The organism is Streptomyces sp. NBC_01410 (genome assembly GCF_045040195.1).
Lineage (GTDB): Bacteria > Actinomycetota > Actinomycetes > Streptomycetales > Streptomycetaceae > Streptomyces.
In genome coordinates, this window is the sequence record NZ_CP109530.1 from 4,924,282 (window position 1) to 4,947,500 (window position 23,219).

The following is a 23,219-nucleotide window of genomic DNA, read 5'->3' on the forward strand; positions in this document are numbered from 1 at the left end:
TATGGGGCGAAACCGGCATTTGTGACACGGGAGTTGGTGTGGCGGGGCTAACATTCGCGGCCGGTTGTGGGCCCCGGGTCCGTGACAAGGCACACAGGCCCATCCGGCCCTACTAGCCGGGATAGGAGCACTTGCCGCCCCTCGAAGGGTGCCCTCCGTCCAGGGTTGCGGCGAGACCTTTGGTCCATGACTGGGCGAGAGGTGCTTATCCGGGCGGGATGTCGGTTTCGGCTGGTTCGCACAAGGGCTTAAACCTCTCTCCGCTGGGATATTTTGTCCGGATTTCAAGGGACTCCGGCGTGGATGGGAATGGCGTCAAGAGTTGAATTCCCGGGGTGGCGGCTACGACGCAATGTCGTAGATGGGGTGTTTGAGGTGGAACGGGAGCTCGGGTTACCAAGGGATGGCCAGCCCGGTGCCAGCGCGCCGGGTCCATTCATGCCCGGAGGTTCTCCCGTATGTCGAAGCGCGTCATCAATCACCGTCTCCGCCCGTCCGTGCTCCGTAACCGTGGCACCGTCGTCGCCGCCGGACTCGGCGCCGTGATGGTCGTCGGAGCCGGTGCCGGTGTCGCCTCCGCAACTGCGGGCAAGGCGGCCGCCACGACCCCCGCCGCCGCCGTGGCCGTCCAGGCCGACGTGCAGGCCAAGGCCGCCGCAACCGCCAAGGCCGCCGCGACGGCGAAGGCTGCCGCGGCCGCCAAGGCCGCCGCCAACGCGAAGGCCCTCAAGGTCAAGGCTGCGAAGGCCAAGGCCGCGAAGGCTGCCGCGGTGAAGGCCGCTGCCGCGAAGGCCGCCAAGGCCAAGGCCGCCAAGAAGGTCGGCTGGGTCAAGCCGGTCGCCCGCTACACGCTGAGCGCGAGCTTCAACCAGGGCGGCGCCATGTGGTCCCACAAGCACTCCGGCCAGGACTTCGCCGTTCCGGTCGGCACCGTGGTCAAGGCCACCCACGGCGGTGTCGTCGTGAAGGCCGGCCCGAACGGCGGCGGCGACGGTTCCGCGTACGGCAACGCCATTGTGATCAAGCACGCCAACGGCACGTACTCGCAGTACGCCCACCTGTCGAAGATCAACGTGTTCGTCGGCAAGCACGTGAAGACCGGTCAGACGATCGCCCGCTCGGGCAACACCGGTAACTCCTCCGGCCCGCACCTGCACTTCGAGATCCGTACGACCCCGAACTACGGCTCCGCGGTGAACCCCATGGCCTTCCTGCGCGCCGAGGGCGTCTCCCTCTGACGCAGCGAGCCGGACGCGCCGAGCCGGACGCGCCGAGCCGGACGCGCCGAGCCGGACGCGCCGAGCCGGACGCGCCGAGCCGGACGCGCCGAACCCGGTGCGCCGAGCCTGACGCCGGAGCGCGTCAGCCCTTGACGCCGTGAGCCTGGCTCACGAGATCGGTGGCGACCTCGAGGACGGCCATGCGCTTGTCCTCCGGGTCGCCTTCGACGTCCTTGAGCAGGAACATCCCGGCGTGCATCGTGAAGAGTGCGCTGAAGCAGCGGACCTGGTCGGACAGTGCCGCCTCGGGCTCCTTGATCAGCTCCACCATCGCCAGCATCCGGTCCTTGAAGGTCTCGCCGATGCTCAGATCGCGCAGCGTCGCCTGGTTCTCCTGCATGAAGCGGAAGAGCGGGGCCGCGCCGAGCAGTGCCTGGCTGTAGCGGCGCAGGATCTCCTTCTTCGTCTCCAGGGTGTGCGGCTGCGATTGCGCCCACTCGATCAGCTCGTCCATCGGCCTCGTCAGGTCCTGGAAGAGGCTGATCAGGATGTCTTCCTTGGTCTTGAAGTGGTAGTACAGCGCGGCCTTGGTGACGTCGAGGGCCTCTGCGATCTCGCGCAGTGAGGTCTTCTCGTAGCCCTGCTCGGCGAAGAGCTCCAGGGCAACGTCCTGAATGCGCTGGCGGGTGTTGCCTCTGGCCATGGGGCTCTCCTGAAAACTTACTTGACGCCCGGCTAGTTGCGGGTCTACCTTCCCAGTGTAGTCAGCTAGCCGGGCGGCAAGTAAGTGTCGGGGAGTGGGAACGATGGCCGGTATATCGGGAGACAAGAAAAAGCCGAGCGCCGAGGCGCCGGGGGAGCAACAGGCGAAGCAACCGTCACAGGCGCAGCAGGAGGCTCAGCCTCAGGAGCGCAGTGTCCGGGTCGTGATTCTCGCGCTCATGATCGCCATGCTGCTGGCCATGCTCGACAACATGATCGTCGGCACCGCGATGCCGACCATCGTCGGTGAGCTCGGCGGCCTGGAGCATCTCTCCTGGGTCGTCACCGCGTACACCCTGGCCACCGCGGCCTCCACCCCGATCTGGGGCAAGCTCGGCGACATGTACGGCCGCAAGGGCACCTTCCTCACCGCGATCGTGCTCTTCCTGATCGGCTCGGCACTCAGCGGCATGGCCCAGGACATGGGCCAGCTCATCGGCTTCCGCGCCATCCAGGGCCTGGGCGCGGGCGGACTGATGGTCGGGGTCATGGCGATCATCGGCGATCTGGTTCCGCCGCGGGAGCGCGGCAAGTACCAGGGCATGATGGCGGCCGTCATGGCCGTCGCGATGATCGGCGGACCGCTGGTCGGCGGCACCATCACCGACCACCTCGGCTGGCGCTGGAGCTTCTACATCAACCTGCCGCTCGGTGCCGTCGCGCTCGCCATGGTCACCGCGGTGCTCCACCTGCCGAAGAAGGAACGGACCAAGGCGCGCATCGACTATCTGGGCGCCGGGCTGCTGACCGTGGGCATCACCTCGATCGTGCTCGTGACCACCTGGGGCGGTACGGAGTACGCCTGGGACTCGGCCGTGATCATGGAGCTCATCGCGATCGGCGTCGCCTCGCTCACCGGCTTCTTCTTCGTCGAGACCAAGGCCGCCGAACCGATCATGCCGCTGCACATCTTCCGCAGCCGCAACTTCTCCCTCATGTCGGTGATCGGCTTCCTGACCGGATTCGTGATGTTCGGCGCGGTGCTCTTCCTGCCGCTGTACCAGCAGTCGGTCCAGGGCGCGTCCGCGACCAACTCCGGCCTGCTGCTGCTCCCGATGCTGATGTCGATGCTCGTCGTCTCGATGATCGCGGGCCGGGTCACCACCAGCACCGGCAAGTACCGGCTCTTCCCGATCATCGGCGGCGGGCTGATGATGGTCGGCCTCTACCTGCTCTCGACGATGGACACCGAGACCTCGCGGCTGACCTCCAGCCTCTACATGGCGGTGCTCGGCGCGGGCATGGGCTTCCTGATGCAGATCACCATGCTGGTCGCGCAGAACAGCGTGGAGCTGAAGGACATGGGCGTCGCGTCCTCCGGCGCCACCCTCTTCCGTACGCTCGGCAGCTCCTTCGGCGTCGCGATCATGGGCGCGCTGTTCACCAGCCGGGTGCAGCACGAGATGGCGGCCAGGGGCGGCTCGGCGATCACCGAGCGTTCCGCGCAGCTGGACGCCGCGAGCCTGGCGAAGCTGCCGGACCCGGTGAGGGAGGCGTACGAGGTCGCGGTGTCGTCCGGCACCCACGCGGCCTTCCTGCTGGGGGCGGCGGTCGCGGTGATCGGCTTCCTGGCGGCGTTCTTCGTCAAGGAGGTACCGCTGCGCGGGGCGGCCCCGGCGCCCGCCGCGGAACCGAAAGCGGACGCAGGGCAGAGTGCGGACGCGGAGGAGAGCCGGGACGCCGGCGGCGAGAAGGTCGCTGAGAGGGTCTGACCGCGCCCGAACCCCGCAGAATGCCCGGCCGACGGCCCCCGGTGTGCACACCGGGGGCCGTTGTCAGTGGTGCGTGCCAGCATCGGACATGTGGAAAGCACCCCTGCGGCGCCGGCGCGCCTGGCCCATCTGCGGCAGCTGCGCCTCGCCAAGGACGCCATGGACCGCGACTGGGCCGAGCCGCTCGACCTGGACGCGGTGGCTGCCCATGCCGGGTATTCGCGGTATCACTTCGTGCGCGCCTTCAAGGCGGTGTACGGGCAGACGCCCGGCCTGTACCTGTCCTGCAGGCGCATAGAGCGGGCCGAGGAGCTGCTGCGCTCGGCGGATCTGTCCGTCACGGAGATCTGCACGCTGGTCGGCTTCAGCAGCCTCGGCACCTTCTCCACCCGGTTCAAGAAGCAGACCGGGCTGACACCGAGCGAGTACCGCGCCCGGTATGTGGGGCGCGGGGCCGCGCTGATACCGGGGTGTTATGCCCTGCTGTGGGCGGGCGGCTTCCCCGCGAAACAGGGTCCGGACCGACAGAGCAATTCTGGAGAAGCCGACTGACGGGGGCGCTGCCTGCGGTGACACCACGGGCAGGGACCACCCCGCTCGACGCACCCCACCGAGGAGCACCTCATGATCAAGGGTCTTGCCATTTCCACGGTCACTGGACCAGGACCGGGCCAAGGAGTTCTACACCGAGAAGCTCGGTCTTGAGGTCCGTACGGACATGACCATGGGCGACGGCGGGATGCGCTGGCTGACCGTCGGAGCGAAGGACCAGCCGGACGTGGAGCTGACGCTGATGGTGCCGGGCGCGCCCGCGATGGACCCGGAGGCGGCCGCGGCGATGAAGACGCTCATCAGCAAGGGCGTCATGGGCGCCGGGGTGCTGACCACCGACGATGTCCATGGGGACTACGAGAGGCTCAAGGCACGCGGGGTGGAGTTCCTGCAGGCCCCGCAGGAGCGTCCGTACGGCACGGAGGCGATCCTGCGCGACGACTCGGGCAACTGGTTCTCCTTCACGCAGCGGCGCGAGGGTGGCCTCGACCTCGACAAGGACTGGGCCTGTTAGCGCGGGGCGCGGCTAGGACCTACTAGTCCGGGAGCGGCATCATCGGGAAGCTGCCCGTGTTCGTCGGCGCGTGCTCGGGCAGCCACAGCACCGCGATCGCGCCTCCCGACTCGCCCAGCGGCGTCTGCATCCCTTCCGGCGCGGCATTGCGGAAGGTCAGCCGTGCGCCGAGGACGCGCGCCTGGCCCGCCGCGATCGTCAGACCCAGGCCGTGGCCCGTGCCCGCCCGGTCGCTGGCGCCCGTACGGAAGCGGCTCGGGCCCTCGCGCAGCAGCGCCTCGGGATAGCCGGGACCGTGGTCGCGGACCCGCACCACGCGGCCCTCGACGGTGACCTCGACCGCCGGCTTTCCGTACTTCGCGGCATTGGTCAGCAGATTGAGCAGGATGCGTTCGAGGCGGCGCGGATCGGTGCTGACCCAGGACTCGTGCACGACCCGGACCACCACGTCCGGATTCAGTGCCGTGATCCGGCGGCTGACGAACTCGCCGAGCGCGATCTCCTGGAGTTCGGCCCGCTCCGACGCGCTGTCGAGCCTGGCCACCTCCAGGACGTCCTCGACCAGCGTCCGCATGGCCTGGGCCCGGTCCCGTACGAGCTCGCTGGGGCGGCCGGGCGGCAGCAGCTCGGCGGCCGTGAGCAGCCCGGTGACGGGGGTGCGCAGTTCGTGCGCGATGTCCGCGGTGACGCGGCGCTCCGCCTCGATGCGTTCGTTCAGCGCGTCGGTCAGCGCGTCGACGGCACGGGCGAGATCGTCGGTCTCGTCGCGTACGACACCGCCGATGGCGTCCCTGACCCGTACGTCCGTCTTGCCCTGGGCGACATTGCCGGCGGCCGCGGCGGCCTTGCGCAGTCTGCGCGAGAGCTGTCCGCCGATCAGCACGCCGAGCGCGCAGCCGCCGAACACGACGGAGACCGAGCCGATGATCAGCGCCCGGTCGAGGTCGTTCATGACGGTGGCGCTGCGTCCGGTGAACTGGCTGTGCAGGGAGAGCACATCGCCGTTGGAGAGGGGGACGGCGGCCCAGATGTCGGGGGTGCTGCCGTGGCTCTCGTCGACGTAACTACCGCGCCGCTTCTCCCGCATCAGCTTCTGGAGCGACTTGGGCAGCGCGGGGTCATTGATCTTGGTGTTGAAGCGGGGGTCTTTCTTGGACGTCTCGTACCAGCGCTGCGCGATCAGCACCTGTTTCATCTGGACGTCGCGCGCGTTGTCCAGCATCGAGACGCGGGCTGCGTTGTGCACGACAAGACTCAGCGCCACGGCGATCAGTGCGCCCACCCCTGCGATCGCGATGCTGATCTTCCACCGGACGCCGGTGCGCAGTACGAGCCGCCTCATGCCTTGAGCTTGTAACCGAAGCCGCGGACCGTCTCGATCCGGTCCTGTCCGATCTTGGTGCGCAGCCGCTGGACATGGACGTCCACGACCCGGGTGTCGCCGCCCCAGCCGTAGTCCCAGACCCGCTCCAGCAGCTTGTCGCGGGAGAGCACGGTGCCGGGCGCGGAGGAGAACTCCAGCAGCAGCCGCATCTCGGTCGGCGTCAGCCCCACCGGATCACCGGCCTTGCGTACTTCCATGCCCTCCGTGTCGATCTCCAGATCGCCGAAGACCAGCAGCGCCTCCTGCGTCTCCTGGCCCGCGGTGCCCGACTCGGCGCCCGCCGCGCCGCCCGCGTGGCCGAAGCGGCGCAGGACCGCGCGGATACGGGCGACCAGCACCGCGCCGTCGAAGGGTTTGGTGACGTAGTCGTCGGCGCCGGCCTCCAGGCCGAGCACCACATCGATGGAGTCGGCCCGAGCGGACAGCATGATCACCGGCACGGTCGACTCGTCCCGGATACGGCGGCACAGACTCACGCCGTCAAGGCCCGGCACCATCACATCGAGCAGCGCGATGTCCGGACGGTTCGCCCGGAACGCGTCGAGGCCCTGGAGCCCGTCGGGCATCGCGGTGACCCTGAAGCCGTCGCGCTCCAGCGCCAGCTGGGTCGCCTCGCGGATGACGTCGTCGTCCTCCACGAACAGGACATGGGTCTCGGCCATCCCGCTGCTCTCTCAGTTCTCGCTCGTCGATGACGGTTCGGGGACGATTGCTTCGCCCTCGCCGACCGCTCTGCTGAATTCGTTGCGTACCCAGTACTGCTGGACGAATTTCCCGCCCGCCCAGTGCCACGTGGTGACTTCCTCGCCCGACGGCTCGGCGGCCGGATCACCCTTGGCGTACACCTGCTTAGTCACCACCAGGTCGCCCCGGTCGATCGCGGAGTACACCGCGGGCTCCTCGGCCGCGAAGACATTCTCGTACCTCTCGCCGTTGTCGCGGTACACATAGGTGCCCATGCCAACCGCGTCGCCGCACGTCAGGACGTTGACGACCACATCCGGCTTGGTCCCGCCGGTGAGGTTTCCATAGGACGTGTCCAGCGGGTAGGAGTCCCGGGCACACGGCTTGAGGTCGGCCTTGACCCGTTCGCTGACCTTGGGGTCACTCATGATCAGCTTTACCGGGTTCGCGCCCTCGGTCTTCTGCGCACCGCTCGTGGGGCTCGAGTTGGGCGAGGGGGTGGCCTTCGCGACCACGTCGGTATGAGCCGCGCCCTCGTCGTGGACCCCGCTGCCGCCCGAGGAGCAGGCAACGGTGAACACGCCTACGGCGGCGAGCCCGGCCATTGCCGCGCCGCTCGCCGCCAAGCCTTTGTTGCCGCCTCTGACTTTCAGGCCGCGCACCGCTCCTGCCCCCGTTCGTCGAGCTCACGGTCACGCCGCAGTTCGCCGCGCTCAAGGGCGCGGGCGTCCAGGTCCCGGCTCTCCAGCTCCTGGCGGAGCCGGGCGAGGGCCCGGTGCAGCGTGCTCTTCACCGTACCGGCCGACATGCCCAGCGCGGCAGCCGTCTCTTCGGTGCTCATCTGCTCCCAGTGTCGCAGTACGACGACGCTGCGCTGCTTGGGAGCCAGAACTTTCAGTACGTCCATCAACAGGGCGCGGTCCGCGCGCTGCTCGCTGCCGTCCTCGACGCTCGCGTCCGGCAGCTGCTCGGTCGGTACCTCTTCGAGCTTGCGGGCCCGCCACCACTCCGTACGCGTATTGATCATCACGCGGCGGAGGTAGGCGTCGGCCAGCGACTTGTCGGCGATGCCGTCCCAGCGGCCGTAGGTGCGGACCAGAGCGGTCTGCAACAGGTCCTGGGCGTCGATCGGGTCGGGTACGAGGCGCCGGGCGCTTCGCAGCAGAGCCTCCTGCCGGTTGCGTACGTACTCTTCGAATTCGAGCACCTCGCCGTGCGCCATTTCAACCGCCTCCATCCCCGTGAATCCCCGTGACAAGCAACTGCCGTCCCCTTACGCCAGATGAAGTTACGGAGGGGTTGTCACGGGGCTGTGCGGTCCAGCCGTCGGAGGGCGCACGGCCATCCATCGGTTGTGTAACAGGAGAGGTTTCAGGCACGGTTCGGGTGGGAATGGCCCCCGGGCGTGTTGCGGACCGGGCCGGGGGCACGGCTTTCCGCGGCGGCTCGGCGCCTGCTCTGAGGCTGCTCGGCGTCAGTTCTGGGGGAGGCGGTAGACGCCGTTCTCCAGCGGCTCCACAAGGCCGTCCGCGACCAGACCGTCCAGCGCCCGGGCCCGCTGCACCGGCTCGTGCCAGACCGCGTCCAGCGCCGACTGCGGCACCGGCACCACGGCCTCGCGCAGCACGGCAAGGAGCCTGCCGCGCACCTGGCGGTCCGTTCCCGCGTAGGTCTGGGCGCGGCGCGCCGGCCCCTGGTGCGCGGGCTTACCGGCCAGCCGCCAGGCGCACCGCGTGGCGATCGGGCAGCGCGCGCAGTCCTCGTTCTTCGCGGTGCACACCAGCGCGCCAAGCTCCATGGATGCCGCTGCCCAGCGGGCGGCGGTCTCCTCGTCGTCGGGCAGCAGTGCCCGTGCCAGCTTGCGCTCGGCCGCGGTCGTCGCGGTCGGCGGGTACTGGATGCCGCTCGCCGCGCGGGCGAAGACCCGGCGGACATTGGTGTCGAGGACGGCATGGCGCTGTCCGTACGCGAAGGAGGCCACCGCGGCCGCCGTGTACTCCCCGATGCCCGGCAGTGCGAGCAACTGGGCGTGGTCGCTCGGTACATCGCCGCCGTGCCGGTCCGTTATCGCCTGCGCGGCCCCGTGCAGGCGCAGCGCACGGCGCGGATAGCCGAGCCGCCCCCAGGCGCGGACCGCCTCGCCGGGCGCATCGGCCGCGAGATCGGCCGGGCGCGGCCAGCGGGCCAGCCACTGTTCGTACACCGGCAGCACCCGGTTGACCGGGGTCTGCTGCAACATGAACTCGCTGACCATCACACCCCAGGCGCCGGCCTCGGGGCGGCGCCAGGGCAGATCGCGTGCGTGCTCGTCGAACCAGGCGATGACGGGGGCGTGGAGGCCCGTCGCATCGGCCGGGGCAGGGTCTGTGGTGGTTTCAGTCATCACTCCGATCCTGGCACGTCCCGGGGAGCCGATGCTGCATACGCTCCGTGAGGCCGTCGCCTTCTCTCGGTGACGGGTGTACGCACTGGCCGATGCCGCCCGGGATGATGATCGGCAGAACTTGCGAACTCCGGCGGCGGGTGGGGCCGGAGTTGGACCGGATCTCTCGTAGAGTTTGGGCCGTGGGATCTCTGCGCAATCCGATCGGGCCGCTCCCCTCCTCCATCTACTGGCGACGGAGGGCAGTCGCGGCTTCGTTGATCGCGCTGCTCGCGATGCTGATCGTATGGACCGTCAGCTCCGGCGGCGGCAACGGAGGCAAGGGCGACGGCGACAGTGCCAACGGCTCGACGCCCGCCCGCACCATCACCCCCGGACCCTCGCAGTCCGGCACCGCGATCAGTGAACAGCCGGGCGGGCGCGACGAGTCGGGTGAAACCGGCGGCAGCGACGGCACCGGTGACGGCGGCGGTACGGGCGACAGCGCGGGCGGCGACGGTGGCGCCACCGCGGGCAAGAACGGCGACACCGCGGCGGGCGGCGCGGCCAATGGCGGCGCGGGCGGCCAGCAGGTCCCGGCCGGCTCCAGCCTGCCCGACTGCGCCCCGGGCGCACTGAAATTGACCCTGCGCAGCATCGAAGTCGCTTACGGGCCGGGGGAGAAGCCCGCGTTCCAGCTGGTCGCCTCCAACTCGTCGGCGACGACGTGCAAGGCGGACTTCGGGCCCAAGGCTGCCGTCCTCACCGTCACCGACGACGAGGACGACACGGTGTGGTCGTCGAAGGACTGCCCGCGGGCGGCGGGGAGTCTGCTGCTGAGGGTCCCGGCGGGGGCGAGCATCACGCACACCGTGGAGTGGGACCGCAAGCGGAGCGCAGCGCAGTGCGCCACGCCTCCCGCGGGGGCGGTGGCCCCGGGCACGTATCTGGTGGAGGCGGCGTTCCCGGGGGTGACGGTGCTGCCGGCGTCGTTCCGCCTCGAAAAGGACTGAGCCGGAGCCTGGGCCGCACGGTCGGGGTTTGTCGTCAATCGCCGGACGGGCCGGCAGATCCGGCCCGTCCGGCGATTGACGACAGGTACCTCAGACGTACCGCTCGAGGATCGAGGACTCCGCCAGCCGCGAAAGGCCCTCGCGCACGCTCCGTGCCCGTGCCTCCCCGACGCCGTCGACCGTCTGCAGATCGTCGACGCTCGCCGCCAGCAGCTTCTGCAGGCCGCCGAAGTGCTCGACGAGCCGCTCGATGATCGCGCCGGGCAGCCTCGGCACCTTCGCCAGCAGACGGTAACCGCGCGGCGAGACCGCGGAGTCGAGCGTCTCGGGCGAGCCGCTGTAGCCCAACGCCCTTGCCACTATGGGCAGTTCGAGCAGCTCGGTGTGCGTGAGGTCGTTCAGCTCGGTAAGCGCCTCGTCCACCGTGCGCGACCGCTTCGCCGTGGGCTCCGGCACGTAGTCGCGTACGACCAGCTCCCGCTCCGGCTCGACGCCCGCGATCAACTCGTCCAGCTGCAGCGAGAGAAGACGGCCGTCGGTGCCCAACTCCACCACGTACTCGGCGATCTCGGTCGCGATCCGGCGCACCATCTCCAGCCGCTGCGCCACCGCCGTCACGTCGCGGACCGTCACCAGGTCCTCGATCTCCAGCGCGGAGAGCGTGCCGGCGACCTCGTCGAGGCGGAGTTTGTAGCGCTCAAGGGTCGCGAGAGCCTGGTTCGCGCGGGAGAGGATCGCGGCCGACTCCTCAAGGACCCGCCGCTCCCCGTCCACGTACAGCGCGATCAGGCGCATCGACTGGGAGACGGACACGACGGGGAAGCCGCACTGGCGCGAGACCCGGTCCGCCGTGCGGTGGCGGGTGCCGGTCTCCTCGGTGGGGATGGACGCGTCCGGGACCAGCTGCACACCGGCCCGGTGGATCTTGCTGATGTCCTTGTCGAGGATGAGCGCGCCGTCCAGCTTGCACAGCTCGCGCAGCCGGGTCGCGGTGAACTCCACGTCCAGCACGAAGCCGCCGGTGCACATGGATTCGACCGTTTTGTCCATGCCGAGGACGATCAGGCCTCCGGTGTTGCCGCGGAGGATCCGCTCGAGCCCGTCGCGGAGGGCCTGCCCGGGCGCGACCGCGCTCAGGGCGGCGCGGATCAGTGCTTCGTTGCCGGAGCCTCCGCCGGACTTTCCGGGTGCACCTGCCCCGTCCTTGGCTGCCACTGCACTCCTCCGGCTCGTACGGATGGGCGAGACCAGGGCAAAGTCTACCGGCGCGTGTCGCCCGCCCGTGGGGCCTCGGTGCGCTCTTTCCCCGCGGCGGTCTACTGACCCCTTTCGGAAGCCCTGTCGGAGCGCCTTTCGGCACTGTTGTCGGGAGCCGTCCGGCGACCGCGCGGGAGCACCCTGAGAGCGTCCCCCATGTCGGCCACTTCCGTGACCTTCATACCCGCAGGGATCTTGCCCGGATCGGTGGGGACAAGGGCATGCGTGAAGCCGAGCCGGTGCGCCTCGGCGAGCCTTCGCTGGACGCCCGTCACCCTTCTGACCTCGCCCGCGAGGCCCACCTCGCCGATCGCGACCAGATTCTTGGGCAGCGGGGTGTCGCTGGCCGCCGACGCCAGGGCGAGCGCGATCGCGAGGTCCGCCGCGGGCTCGGAGAGCTTCACGCCGCCGACCGTCGCGCTGTAGATGTCGCGTTTGCCGAGCGCGGTGATCCGGCCGCGCTGTTCCAGTACGGCCAGCATCATCGACACCCGTGAGGTCTCCAGGCCCGAGGTCGTGCGCCGGGGCGAGGGGATCTGCGAGTCGACGGTCAGCGCCTGCACCTCGGCGACGAGAGGGCGGCGGCCTTCGAGGGTGACCGTCAGGCAGGTGCCGGGGACGGCTTCCGCGCGGCGGGTGAGGAAGAGGCCCGAGGGGTCGGCGAGGCCGGTGATGCCCTCGTCGTGCAGCTCGAAGCAGCCGACCTCGTCCGTCGCGCCGTAGCGGTTCTTGACGCCTCGTACGAGACGGAGGCGGGCGTGCCGGTCGCCCTCGAAGGACAGCACGACGTCCACCAGGTGCTCGAGGAGCCGCGGTCCGGCGATCGCGCCGTCCTTGGTGACATGGCCGACCAGGAGCGTGGACATGCCGCGCTCCTTGGAGGCGCGGATCAGTGCGCCCGCGACCTCGCGGACCTGGGCCATGCCGCCGGGCGCACCGTCGATCTCGGGCGATGCGACGGTCTGTACGGAGTCGAGGACCAGCAGCGAGGGCTTGACCGCGTCCAAGTGGCCGAGGACGGCGGAGAGATCGGTCTCGGCGGCGAGATACAGGTGGTCGTGCAGCGCGTTGATCCGGTCGGCTCGCAGGCGGACCTGGCTCGCGGACTCCTCGCCGGTGACATACAGCGTGCGGTGGTCGTCGCTCGCGGCCTTGGCGGCGACGTCGAGGAGCAGCGTGGACTTGCCGACGCCCGGCTCGCCCGCCAGCAGCACGACGGCTCCCGGCACGAGGCCGCCGCCGAGGACGCGGTCCAGCTCGGCCACACCGGTGGAGCGGGCGGTCGCCTGCCTGCCGTCGACCTGGCCGATGGGGAGCGCGGCGGTGGAGACGCGCCCGGCGGCGGTCGTACGGACAGCGGGTGCGCCGTACTCCTCGACCGTGCCCCAGGCCTGGCATTCAGGGCAGCGGCCGAGCCACTTGGCGGTCGTCCAGCCGCAGTCGGTGCAGCGGTAGGACGGCCGGTCCTTCGCGGATTTCGTACGGGCAGCCATGCAGGAACCGTATAGGGGACCACTGACAACGAGGTCCGCTGCGGTCTGTCATCGCCGGGGGGCGGACCGGTAGGGGTGGAATTAACGATTCCTGTCCCCCTTCGAGCGATGTGTTCACCCGTAAGGATTAAAAGTGTTCAAGGGGTACGAAGGGGATGTGTCACAGCGCCTACGGTCACGGCGTGACGAGCAGCAGGCTGGAGCCACCGACCCACATCACCGGCGCACACCGGGGACACCGGCGTGCGCCCCGCCCCTGCGCACCACGGCCGCCCGCGCGCCATGAGCCGTACCTCGACGGCCTGTTCACCTACTGCCTCTCCGTGCTCTGCGACCACGACGCCGCGACCGCGCTGCTCGGCGACGTACTCGCCATCGCCGAGCGGCATGACGGGCGGTGCCCTTCGGGCGAGGCCGAGCGGAAGGCATGGCTGTACGCGCTCGCGCGCTGGGCCTGTCTGCGCCGACTGGCCGAACAGCGGCGCAAGCGGCAGGGGGCGCACACCGGGCGGCCGACGCGGCCCGCCGTCCCGGACGAGGCCCCGCGGGTCTGCGAGGACGTCGCCGAGCGCCGCCGCGACGAACTGGCGCTGCTGGCCTGGCCCGAGGCGGCAGGTACGACACCCGAACAGCGCGAGGCCCTCGAACTCGCCGTCCGGCACGGGCTCGGAGCCTCCGAAGTCGCCTCTGTCCTCGGCCTCGGCGCACTCGCGGCGCGCGAACTGCTCGCCGCAGCCGCGTGCGAGGTCGAGCGCACCCGGGCCGCGCTCGCCGTCGTCGAGACCGGCAACTGCCCGGCCGTCGCCCGGCTCACCGACGACCACCGCGTCCTGCTCTCAGCCGCGCTGCGCCAGGAACTCGTCCGCCACGTCGACGACTGCCCGCGCTGCCGCCGCGCCGCCGAGCGCGCCGGTGCGGGCGGGCCCTGGCCGGGGTCCTGTGCCACCCCGGCCGAGCTGCCCCTGGTCGAGGCTCCGCGGGCCGCCGCGTACAGCGCGATGCTGGACGTCCCGCGCGCCCGCGCGGGCGCGCCGCGCTTCGGCCCCCGCGGCTTTCCGCTCGACCCCAAGGACCACGCGGCCCGGCGTGACCGGCTGCGGGCGCGCGCGGTGACGACCACGGTCGTGGCGACCGTCGTCGCGGCGCCGGTGCTCGCGCTGTGGGCGGCATACCGGGGCGCGCCGCAGACGGGGGAGGGGCACAACGGGTCCTCGGTCACCGCGAGCGAGGCGGACGGCCCCGGCGGGCTCGACGGCGAGCCGTACGACTACTACGAGAACGCGGGCAACGCGCGCGCGGAACCGGACCCGAGGTTCACGGCGGGCATGCGCTCGCCCGACGTCTCGGTCGAGGTCATCAGCGCGGGTGCCTCGTTCCCGCCGGCCCGCCCCGGCGTTCCGGGACCCGGCCGCATCACGGTGGAGGCGGAGCCCGCGGGCGACACGACGCGCATCACGCTCAGGGCGTCGGGCGGTGCCCCGGTGGCCTGGTCCCTGTGGACGGACGCGCCCTGGCTGTATGTGAGCCGCTCCTCCGGGACGCTGCGTCCGGGCGAGTCGGTCACGATCTACGTGAGCGTGGATCACGGGCGGGAGCCGGCGGGGCCGTGGAGTGCGCGGGTGGGGGTGGACCCGTCGGGAGCGGTCCTGGAGATCGACGGCTACGGCGCGACCCCGACGCCGCCCTCTTCGGACCCGACGCCCACGCCCACGCCGACGCCCGCAGACCCGACGCCGACCCCGTCGGATCCGTCCCCGACGCCGACGGACCCGACACCGACTCCGACGCAGGCTCCTACGGATCCGACCCCGCCCCCTTCGGACCCGCCGCCCACGGACCCCTCCTCGTCGGAGGCGGCTCCGTCGGACCCGCCGCCGTCCCAGGAGGACCCGCCGCCGCCATCGGGCTGAGGGAGGGTTGTTTCCCCCACCCCGCCCTCCCCCTACGGCCTGGCGGCCGTGGGAGGTACCCCCATCCCGAACTGGGGCTCCGCCCCGGACCCCGCTCCTCAAACTCCCCCAGACTTCGTCCGGGGGGACCCCCAAGGGGCTGGATTTTCAGCCCGTCCGGCGTTTGAGGACACGCGCGAAGCGCGTACGGGGGTCTGGGGGCTTGCCCCCAGTTCGGGAAGGGGCGGGGTGGGGGAAAGGCCCCGCGCAGCGGCCACCCGCACCATCCGCGGCCCCCGCCGCTCAGTCCCTCTTCGGGTCCGCCGGATGCGGCGCCACCAGGGGAAGCTGGGACGACAGCCGCGCCTCGCACAGCTCCGCCAGTACCTCGTACGCCGCCTTGCCCATCAGCTCCGTCAGCTCCGGCCGGTACGTCACGTACACCGGCTCCCCCGACCCGTGCGCCGACGTTGCCGACGTGCACCACCAGTGCAGGTCGTGGCCGCCCGGGCCCCAGCCCCGGCGGTCGTACTCGCCGATCGAGACCTGCAGCACCTTCGTGTCGTCGGGCCGCTCGATCCAGTCGTACGTCCGCCGCACCGGCAGCTGCCAGCACACGTCCGGCTTGGTCTCCAGCGGCTCCTTGCCCTCCCGCAGCGCCAGGATGTGCAGCGAGCAGCCCGCCCCGCCCGCGAACCCGGGACGGTTCTGGAAGATGCAGGAGCCCTCCCAGCGCCGCGTCTGGCGTTCGCCGTCCTCGTCGAGCTGGACCCAGCCGGTCTCGGCGCCCACGTCGTGGAACTGCCACAGCTCGGGGGTGAGCCGCGCGACATTCTCCGCGACCCGCTTCTCGTCGTCCTTGTCGGAGAAGTGCGCTCCCAGCGTGCAGCACCCGTCGTCCGCGCGGCCAGCCTGGATGCCCTGGCAGCCGCTGCCGAAGATGCAGCTCCAGCGCGAGGTCAGCCAGGTGAGATCGCAGCGGAAGACCTGTTCGTCGTCGGCGGGGTCCGGGAATTCGACCCACGCGCGCGCGAAGTCCAGGCCCTTCTCGTCGGGTACAGCGTCCGGCACGGCGGCCGGTACAGCGCTCTGCACGCCGTCCCGGTCGCGCTTGCTCTGCTTCGGGGGCTTGGCTTTGCCCGGCTTCGCCTTTTTCGTCTTTGGCACAGGCCAAGGGTATGTCCGCGACCGCAGTAGCGTTCGGTCCATGAGACTCGGAGTCCTCGACGTCGGTTCGAACACAGTGCACCTGCTGGTGGTGGACGCGCACCCCGGCGCCCGCCCCCTGCCCGCCCACTCCTACAAGGCGGAGCTGCGGCTCGCCGAACTTCTCGACGACGACGGGGCGATCGGCCCCGCCGGAATCGACCGGCTGATCGAGACGATCGCCGGGGCGGTGCAGGCCGCCGAGGACCAGGGCTGCGAGCAGGTTCTGCCGTTCGCCACATCCGCGGTGCGCGAGGCCACCAACGCCGACGCGGTGCTCGCCCGGGCCAAGACCGAGACCGGCGTGGATCTTCAGGTGCTGACCGGCGAGGAGGAGGCCCGCCTCACCTTCCTCGCGGCCCGCCGCTGGTTCGGCTGGTCCGCCGGGAGACTGCTGGTCCTGGACATCGGCGGCGGCTCGCTGGAGATCGCGTACGGGATCGACGAGGAGCCGGACAAGGCCGTGTCGCTGCCGCTGGGCGCGGGCCGGCTGACGGCCGGGATGCTGCCCGGCGACCCGCCCGACGCCGAGCACGTGAGGGCGCTGCGCCGCCAGGCGCGGACCGAAATCGCCCGTACGGTCGGAGAGTTCACCCGGCTGGGCAAGCCGGACCACGTCGTGGCGACGTCCAAGACCTTCCGGCAGCTGGCCCGTATCGCGGGCGCCGCGCGCTCCACCGAGGGGCTGTACGTGCAGCGTGAGCTCAGTCTCAAATCGCTGCGGGAGTGGGTGCCGAAACTCGCCACCATGACGGTCGAGCAGCGCAGCACGCTCCCCGGTGTCTCCGAGGGCCGCGCCCGCCAGCTGCTCGCAGGAGCCCTGGTCGCGGAGGGTGCGATGGAGCTGTTCGGCGTACCGGTCCTGGAGATCTGTCCCTGGGCGCTGCGCGAGGGCGTCATCCTGCGGCGTCTCGACCACCTCCCGGCTTCCTAGTGTTGGCCCGTACGCTGTCTCCCGTGGCAGAACCAGTGGTGCGCATCCCGGATGCGAAGGTTGTCCTGTCGACGGCTTCCGTCTATCCGGAGTCCACGGCGACGGCCTTCGAGATCGCCGCACGCCTCGGGTACGACGGCGTAGAGGTCATGGTCTGGACCGATCCCGTCAGCCAGGACATCGAGGCCCTGCGCCGCCTGTCCGACTACCACCAGGTGCCGATCCACGCCGTCCACGCGCCGTGTCTGCTGATCACCCAGCGGGTCTGGTCCACCGACCCCTGGGTGAAGCTCCAGCGGGCGCAGGCGGCGGCCGAGAAGCTGGGCGCGTCGACGGTCGTCGTGCACCCGCCGTTCCGCTGGCAGCGGCAGTACGCCCGTGACTTCGTCAGCGGGATCTGGCGCATGGCGCACGAAACGGACGTCCGCTTCGCTGTCGAGAACATGTACCCCTGGCGCTACCGGGACCGCGAGATGCTCGCGTACGCCCCCGACTGGGACGTCACCAAAGAGGACTACCGGCACTTCACGATCGACCTCTCGCACACCGCGACCTCCCGCGCCGACACCATGGCCATGGTCGACCGGATGGGCGACCGGCTCGGTCATGTGCACCTCGCCGACGGCAAGGGATCGTCGAAGGACGAGCACCTGGTGCCCGGGCGCGGCAACCAGCCCTGCGCCGAGCTCCTCGAACGGCTCGCCCGGTCCGGCTTCGACGGCCATGTCGTCATCGAGGTCAACACCAGGCGCGCGATGTCGGCCGCCGAACGCGAAGCCGACCTCGCCGAGGCGCTCGCCTTCACCCGGCTGCACCTCGCGTCGGCCGCCTCCTCGGGAGTGCGCGGCTCATGACGGGTGCGGCGGCTCCGCGGCGGCGCGGCCGTCCGGCCCGTACCAAGACCGACGAGGGGCCCGGCGCCCGGGACCGGATCCTTGAGGCGGCCCGTACGGAATTCGCCGAGCGCGGCTACGACAAGACGACCGTCCGCGGCATCGCCAGGGCCGCGGGCGTCGACCCGGCCCTGGTGCACCACTACTTCGGTACCAAGGACGAGGTCTTCGCGGCCGCCATCGAGGTCTCCTTCGAGCCGGCCCTGGTCGTCCCGGCGATCCTGGGCCAGGGCAACGAGGGCATCGGCGAGCGGCTCGCCCGCTACTTCATCGGGGTGTGGGAGAACCCGGCGACCCGGGGCCCGCTGCTGGCCATCGTCCGCTCCGCGCTCACGCACGAGGCGGCGGCCACGGTGCTGCGCGGCTTTGTGCTGCGGCGGCTGCTGGAGCGGATCGCGGGGGAGCTCGACGTACCGGATCCGAAGTTCCGCGCGGAGCTCGCGGCCTCGCACATGATCGGCATCGCGATCCTGCGCTACGTGATCAAGGTGGAGCCGCTGGCCTCGGTGGATCCCGAGGAGATCGTGCAGATGGTGGCCCCCACGCTCCAGCGGTATCTGACCGAAGCGTGAGCCGTGCGTCCCGTATAGCGGACAGAGTGTCCAGATCTTGGAGCCTCGGCGTACGCTCGATTGCAGTCCTATCTGTCTGAAGGATCTGCCTGAAGGATCCGTCCGAAGGAGCGAGCGACGATGCCCGAGCTGCGGTCCCGCACTGTCACCCACGGCCGGAACATGGCGGGCGCCCGCGCCCTTATGCGGGCCTCGGGCGTAGCGAGCTCGGACATCGGCAAGCCGATCATCGCGGTCGCCAACTCCTTCACGGAGTTCGTCCCCGGGCACACCCACCTCGCCCCGGTCGGCCGGATCGTCTCCGACGCGATCTTGGCCGCGGGCGCCGTGCCCCGTGAGTTCAACACGATCGCGGTCGACGACGGCATCGCCATGGGTCACGCGGGCATGCTCTACAGCCTGCCCTCCCGCGACCTGATCGCCGACTCCGTCGAGTACATGGTCGAGGCGCACTGCGCGGACGCGCTGATCTGCATCTCCAACTGCGACAAGATCACCCCGGGCATGCTGATGGCCGCCCTGCGCCTCAACATCCCCGTCGTCTTCGTCTCCGGCGGCCCCATGGAAGCCGGTCAGGCGACCCTCGTCGACGGTACGGTCCGCAAGCTCGACCTGATCAACGCCATCGTCGACGCGGTCAACGAGAACGTCTCGGACGAGGACGTGCTGCGTATCGAGGAGAACGCCTGCCCGACCTGCGGCTCCTGTTCCGGCATGTTCACCGCCAACTCCATGAACTGCCTGACCGAGGCCATCGGCCTCTCCCTGCCGGGCAACGGCTCCGTCCTCGCCACCCACACCGCCCGCAAGGCGCTGTACGAGAACGCCGCCCGCACGGTCGTCGAGATCACCAAGCGTTACTACGAGCAGGACGACGAGTCGGTCCTGCCGCGCAATATCGCCACCCGCGCGGCCTTCGACAACGCCATGGCCCTCGACATCGCCATGGGCGGCTCGACCAACACGATCCTGCACCTGCTCGCCGCCGCCCAGGAGGCCGGGCTCGACTACGACCTCAAGGACATCGACGCGGTCTCGCGCCGGGTGCCCTGCCTGGCCAAGGTCGCACCGAACGTCGCCCCCGGCGGCACGTACTACATGGAGGACGTGCACCGCGCGGGCGGCATCCCCGCGATCCTCGGCGAGCTCTACCGGGCCGGACTGCTCGACGAGGACGTGCACACCGTCCACTCGCCCGGCATCAAGGAGTGGCTGGAGGAGTGGGATGTGCGCGGTGGCTCGCCGTCGGACGAGGCAGTCGAAATGTGGCACGCGGCACCCGGCTGCGTCCGCTCGGCCACGGCGTTCTCGCAGTCGGAACGCTGGGAGACGCTGGACACCGACGCGGCGGGCGGCTGCATCCGCGACGCGGCGCACGCGTACTCCAAGGACGGTGGCCTCGCCGTCCTCAAGGGCAATCTCGCGGTCGACGGCTGTGTCGTGAAGACCGCCGGTGTCGACGAGTCGATCTGGACCTTCGAGGGCCCGGCCGTCGTCTGCGAGTCGCAGGACGAGGCCGTCGACAAGATCCTCCGCAAGGAGATCAAGGAGGGCGACGTCGTCGTCATCCGTTACGAGGGCCCCAGGGGCGGCCCCGGTATGCAGGAGATGCTCTACCCCACCTCCTTCCTGAAGGGCCGCGGCCTGGGCAAGGCCTGCGCGCTCGTGACGGACGGCCGCTTCTCCGGCGGCACGTCGGGCCTCTCGATCGGCCACGCCTCACCGGAGGCGGCGTCGGGCGGCGTCATCGCCCTGGTGGAGGACGGCGACCGCATCCGTATCGACATCCCGAACCGCTCGATCGAACTCCTCGTGTCGGAGGACGACTTGGCGGCCCGTCGTGAGGCGCTGGGTGGCGTCTACGCGCCGAAGAACCGCGAACGGAAGGTCTCGGCGGCGCTGCGGGCGTACGCGGCGATGGCGACGAGCGCGGACAAGGGAGCGGTCCGGGACGTGTCCCGGCTCGGCTGACCAACCGGGGGCTCCGCCCCCGGACCCCCGCGCCTCAATCGCCGGCGGGGCTGAATTATTCAGCCCGTCCGGCGTTTGAGGACATGCGGCCGAAGGTCGCATGCGGGGTCTGGGGCGGAGCCCCAGTTCGGGAAGGGGCGGGTCGGGGAACAAGCCCGCCGCAGGCGCACCGCAACCCGCACCCGCGCCCCTCACCATCCCGCCGCGCCCCGCCCGTCCAGCGCGAACACCGACCCGTCCGGCGCCATCCCGTACACCCTCCCGCCCCCCGCCACCGGCGCCGGCAGCGCCGACGCGAAGGTGTAACGCCCGTCGTCCATACGGGGTTTCGACTGACCGGTCAGCACCCCCCGCACCGCGTCCACCGCCAGCAGCCGCCCGTCCCCCGCCGTGACATACACCGCGCGCCCGTCCGCCGCGGGTCGCGAGAGATGCGTGACCTGGGTCTCGAGACGCCACAGTTGCGCGGTCTTCCTCCCGCTCGTGTCGAGGGCGATCAGCGACCCGCCCGACCCGCTCAGGTAGACGACGTCCCCCGACGCCGCCACCGTCGCCTGCGCCTGGTCGAGCGGCGCGGACAGCACGATCCGGCGGACAGCACGCTTGCCGCCCGCGGTGTCGATGCGTACGACCGCGTCCGTGAAGCCGTCGGCGTTCGCGGCGAGCAGATACAGCGACCCGCCAACGAACCGCACCGGGCTCAGCGCCCCCTTGACCCGCTTCTCCCACAGCAGCTTTCCACTTCCCGGATCGACCGCGCTCATCAGCGTCGTCGTACCGTCCGGCGCGGGCGTCGCGCTCAGCGCGGGCCCCTCGCCGCCCGGGGACGAGACCCACTGGGTGCCGCGTCCGCCGCGCTGCCCGGTCCAGCGTTCCTTGCCCGTCGCGCCGTCGACCGCCCGCACCCGCCCGCTCTCGGCCACCAGCAGCACCACCTCGCCGCTGTACCGGACCGAGGAGTACGAGGAGATGTCGAGGTCCCAGCGCACCGTGCCGGATGCGGGGTCGAGCGCCTCAAGCCGGTTCCCGCCGGGCGCGACCACCTGAAGCAGACCTCCGGAGAGCACGGGCGTCATGCCCTCGTCGGTCTGCGCCGCAGTGTCGGCGGCCTTCTGCGACCAGAGGATCGTGCCGTCGTCGGGGTCCAGCCGGGCTGCCTTGATCCCGGGCGCCGCGCAGTACAGCCCGCCGCCCGCCGTCGCGCAGACCGGTGTCCTGTTCTCGCCGTTCCCGCCGCGCAGCGGCACACTCCAGCCTTGGAAGCCCTGTTCGGCAGGCGGCGCGGAGGGAGAAGACCCGGGGCTCTCGCCGTCCGCCACCCTCCCGGCGACCACGAACCCCGCCGTGACCAGCACCGCCACCGCCACCCCCGCGGCGGCCCACTTCACCTTCCGGCCCAGCCGTCGCCCCGGCCGGGCTCCGGCGGCGAGGCCCGGGGGCAGGTTCTCGCGGGGGTCCGGCGTCCGCTGCACCGGTATGTAGGCCTGGGTGTCGTACGAGGACGAGGGTGACGAGCTGCGAAGCGCGACCATCAGCTCGTACGGCGTCGGCCGCTCGTCCGGGTCCTTCGCCAGGCAGCGCCGGAACAGCGGTACGAGGTCCGCGGGCACCCCCGCCAAGTCCGGCTCGTTGTGCACCACTTGGTACGCCACGATGTACGGGCTGTCCGAATCGAAGGGCCCGCGCCCGGTCGCCGCGTGCACCAGCACCGCGCCCATCGCGAACACATCAGCGGCCGGACCGACCTCGCGCGGGCGCTGGAACTGCTCGGGCGCCATGAACGGCGGCGTACCGATCAGCTTGCCCGTCTCCGTACGCAGATCGCTGTCCGCGGGACGGGAGATGCCGAAGTCGATGACTTTGGGACCGTCGGGCGCGAGAAGTACGTTGCTCGGCTTGAGATCGCGGTGCACCACGCCGGCGCGATGGATGTCGCGCAGCGCCTCGGCCAGGCCCGCGCCCGCCTTGCGCAACTCCTGTGCGCCCAGCGGCCCGTTCCGCTTCACCCGCTCGGCAAGCGTCGGGCCCTCGATGAACAGCGTGGCCATCCAGGGCCGTTCGGCCTCCGGGTCGGCATCGACCACCGGCGCGGTGAACGCGCCGCTGACCTTCCGGGCTGCCGCGACCTCCTGCCGGAACCGCGCTCTGAACTCCGGGTCCGTCGCATGCTCGGCATGGATGACCTTGACGGCGAGGCGCAACCCCGAGGCAGAGGTGGCCAGATGGACGACCCCCATACCGCCATTGCCGAGGCATGCCTCAAGCCGGTACTGCCCGGCATATTCCGGATGCTCCGCTTCCGGGAACCGACCGGTGCTGCGCAGCGGTGGCATTTCCCCACCCCCGTGATGTTCGTGCACACGCGCGACGCACGGAGCCTAGTCGATGATGCGTCCGATGCCGGTGTGGCTTGCTAGCCTGCGCGGCGTACGGGCGAACCGTACAGATCAAGCCACATGGGCCCAAGCCACATTGACGGGGGAGAGTTTCATGGCTGTCGAAGAAGTGCGGAGCGAGTCGGAGAGCTTCGCGGAGACCACGGTCAAGCGCTACCCGGTCGCGCCGGGCGTCGCACTGAACGTCCGCAGCGGTCCCGGCACCAACTACCGGCTCATCAGGGTGCTGCCCGTCGGGTCGCGGGTGCCGATCAACTGCCAGAAGCCGGGGGAGTGGATCAGCGGCCCGTACGGCACGTCCAACCTGTGGGACAACATCGCGAACGGGGAGTTCGTCTCCGACGCCTATGTGAACACGGGCAGCGACGGCTATGTGGCCATCCGCTGCTCATGAGGGTACGGGGA

The 23,219-nt window shown here is 70.7% G+C and carries 20 protein-coding genes and 1 pseudogene; 11 read left to right on the forward strand and 10 right to left on the reverse strand.

The window, feature by feature from the left end:
* Positions 1 to 458: 458 nt before the first annotated feature.
* Positions 459 to 1,238, forward strand: a complete 780-nt coding sequence (locus OG741_RS22675; RefSeq protein WP_405600650.1) for a M23 family metallopeptidase — start codon at positions 459 to 461, stop codon at positions 1,236 to 1,238.
* Between the two features lie 124 nt (positions 1,239 to 1,362).
* Here OG741_RS22675 and OG741_RS22680 read toward each other — a convergent pair whose 3' ends face one another.
* Entirely contained in the window at positions 1,363 to 1,923 is a 561-nt protein-coding gene (locus tag OG741_RS22680; protein WP_405600652.1) for a TetR/AcrR family transcriptional regulator, read from the reverse strand.
* Between the two features lie 103 nt (positions 1,924 to 2,026).
* Between OG741_RS22680 and OG741_RS22685 the strand changes: the two genes are divergently transcribed.
* The 3 genes and pseudogenes from OG741_RS22685 to OG741_RS22695 all read left to right on the forward strand — a co-directional run bounded on the left by OG741_RS22685 (position 2,027) and on the right by OG741_RS22695 (position 4,760).
* Positions 2,027 to 3,694, forward strand: a complete 1,668-nt coding sequence (locus tag OG741_RS22685; protein ID WP_405600655.1) for an MDR family MFS transporter — start codon at positions 2,027 to 2,029, stop codon at positions 3,692 to 3,694.
* Between the two features lie 159 nt (positions 3,695 to 3,853).
* The gene (locus OG741_RS22690; RefSeq protein WP_405605716.1) at positions 3,854 to 4,246 is read left to right on the forward strand and encodes a helix-turn-helix transcriptional regulator; all 393 of its coding nucleotides are present in this window, start codon (positions 3,854 to 3,856) and stop codon (positions 4,244 to 4,246) included.
* 72 nt (positions 4,247 to 4,318) lie between these two features.
* Positions 4,319 to 4,760: pseudogene (locus OG741_RS22695) on the forward strand (VOC family protein).
* 22 nt (positions 4,761 to 4,782) lie between these two features.
* Here the strand turns inward: OG741_RS22695 and cseC are convergent.
* From cseC to OG741_RS22720, 5 genes are all read right to left on the reverse strand, one after another.
* Complete coding sequence (gene cseC, locus OG741_RS22700) at positions 4,783 to 6,102, reverse strand: two-component system sensor histidine kinase CseC (protein WP_405600657.1); 1,320 nt, start codon at positions 6,100 to 6,102, stop codon at positions 4,783 to 4,785.
* Positions 6,099 to 6,806, reverse strand: a complete 708-nt coding sequence (gene cseB / locus OG741_RS22705) for a two-component system response regulator CseB (RefSeq protein WP_405600659.1) — start codon at positions 6,804 to 6,806, stop codon at positions 6,099 to 6,101. Before cseB ends, cseC begins: the two co-directional genes overlap by 4 nt.
* A gap of 12 nt (positions 6,807 to 6,818) precedes the next feature.
* Positions 6,819 to 7,490 (reverse strand): hypothetical protein, encoded by a 672-nt coding sequence (locus OG741_RS22710; protein ID WP_405600661.1) that lies wholly within the window; start codon positions 7,488 to 7,490, stop codon positions 6,819 to 6,821.
* A complete protein-coding gene (locus tag OG741_RS22715; RefSeq protein ID WP_266481599.1) occupies positions 7,478 to 8,050 on the reverse strand; it encodes a SigE family RNA polymerase sigma factor in 573 nt (190 codons plus the stop codon). The genes OG741_RS22710 and OG741_RS22715 overlap by 13 nt, the downstream gene beginning before the upstream one ends.
* A 252-nt stretch (positions 8,051 to 8,302) precedes the next feature.
* Positions 8,303 to 9,220 (reverse strand): A/G-specific adenine glycosylase, encoded by a 918-nt coding sequence (locus OG741_RS22720; protein WP_405605718.1) that lies wholly within the window; start codon positions 9,218 to 9,220, stop codon positions 8,303 to 8,305.
* A 173-nt stretch (positions 9,221 to 9,393) separates the two neighbouring features.
* On the opposite strand from OG741_RS22720, the gene OG741_RS22725 reads away from it, so the two are divergent.
* The gene (locus OG741_RS22725; RefSeq protein ID WP_405600663.1) at positions 9,394 to 10,203 is read left to right on the forward strand and encodes a hypothetical protein; all 810 of its coding nucleotides are present in this window, start codon (positions 9,394 to 9,396) and stop codon (positions 10,201 to 10,203) included.
* Positions 10,204 to 10,293: 90 nt separating this feature from the next.
* On the opposite strand, the gene disA is transcribed toward OG741_RS22725, so the two are convergent.
* Both disA and radA read right to left on the reverse strand, forming a co-directional pair.
* Positions 10,294 to 11,418, reverse strand: coding sequence for a DNA integrity scanning diadenylate cyclase DisA (gene disA, locus OG741_RS22730; protein ID WP_405600665.1), 1,125 nt, complete (start codon positions 11,416 to 11,418; stop codon positions 10,294 to 10,296).
* Between the two features lie 101 nt (positions 11,419 to 11,519).
* Positions 11,520 to 12,953, reverse strand: coding sequence for a DNA repair protein RadA (radA, locus tag OG741_RS22735; protein ID WP_405600667.1), 1,434 nt, complete (start codon positions 12,951 to 12,953; stop codon positions 11,520 to 11,522).
* Between the two features lie 182 nt (positions 12,954 to 13,135).
* On the opposite strand from radA, the gene OG741_RS22740 reads away from it, so the two are divergent.
* Positions 13,136 to 14,863 carry a BACON domain-containing protein gene (locus tag OG741_RS22740; protein ID WP_405600669.1) on the forward strand — a complete coding sequence of 576 codons (1,728 nt, stop codon included), beginning with the start codon at positions 13,136 to 13,138 and terminating at the stop codon, positions 14,861 to 14,863.
* Positions 14,864 to 15,145: 282 nt separating this feature from the next.
* On the opposite strand, the gene OG741_RS22745 is transcribed toward OG741_RS22740, so the two are convergent.
* Complete coding sequence (locus OG741_RS22745) at positions 15,146 to 16,009, reverse strand: hypothetical protein (RefSeq protein WP_405600670.1); 864 nt, start codon at positions 16,007 to 16,009, stop codon at positions 15,146 to 15,148.
* 40 nt (positions 16,010 to 16,049) lie between these two features.
* Between OG741_RS22745 and OG741_RS22750 the strand changes: the two genes are divergently transcribed.
* The 4 genes from OG741_RS22750 (at position 16,050) to ilvD (ending at position 20,418) form a co-directional block, all read left to right on the forward strand.
* Entirely contained in the window at positions 16,050 to 16,982 is a 933-nt protein-coding gene (locus OG741_RS22750; protein WP_405600672.1) for a Ppx/GppA family phosphatase, read from the forward strand.
* Positions 16,983 to 17,005: 23 nt separating this feature from the next.
* Positions 17,006 to 17,836: a sugar phosphate isomerase/epimerase gene (locus OG741_RS22755; RefSeq protein WP_266479607.1), complete on the forward strand. Its 831-nt coding sequence runs from the start codon at positions 17,006 to 17,008 to the stop codon at positions 17,834 to 17,836.
* Positions 17,833 to 18,447 carry a TetR family transcriptional regulator gene (locus tag OG741_RS22760; RefSeq protein ID WP_405600674.1) on the forward strand — a complete coding sequence of 205 codons (615 nt, stop codon included), beginning with the start codon at positions 17,833 to 17,835 and terminating at the stop codon, positions 18,445 to 18,447. The genes OG741_RS22755 and OG741_RS22760 overlap by 4 nt, the downstream gene beginning before the upstream one ends.
* A 120-nt stretch (positions 18,448 to 18,567) precedes the next feature.
* Positions 18,568 to 20,418: a dihydroxy-acid dehydratase gene (gene ilvD, locus OG741_RS22765; RefSeq protein ID WP_266479601.1), complete on the forward strand. Its 1,851-nt coding sequence runs from the start codon at positions 18,568 to 18,570 to the stop codon at positions 20,416 to 20,418.
* A gap of 191 nt (positions 20,419 to 20,609) precedes the next feature.
* Here the strand turns inward: ilvD and OG741_RS22770 are convergent, their stop codons facing one another.
* Positions 20,610 to 22,751, reverse strand: coding sequence for a protein kinase domain-containing protein (locus OG741_RS22770; RefSeq protein WP_405600676.1), 2,142 nt, complete (start codon positions 22,749 to 22,751; stop codon positions 20,610 to 20,612).
* Between the two features lie 157 nt (positions 22,752 to 22,908).
* Between OG741_RS22770 and OG741_RS22775 the strand changes: the two genes are divergently transcribed.
* The gene (locus tag OG741_RS22775; RefSeq protein WP_405600678.1) at positions 22,909 to 23,208 is read left to right on the forward strand and encodes a peptidase; all 300 of its coding nucleotides are present in this window, start codon (positions 22,909 to 22,911) and stop codon (positions 23,206 to 23,208) included.
* Positions 23,209 to 23,219: the final 11 nt, after the last annotated feature.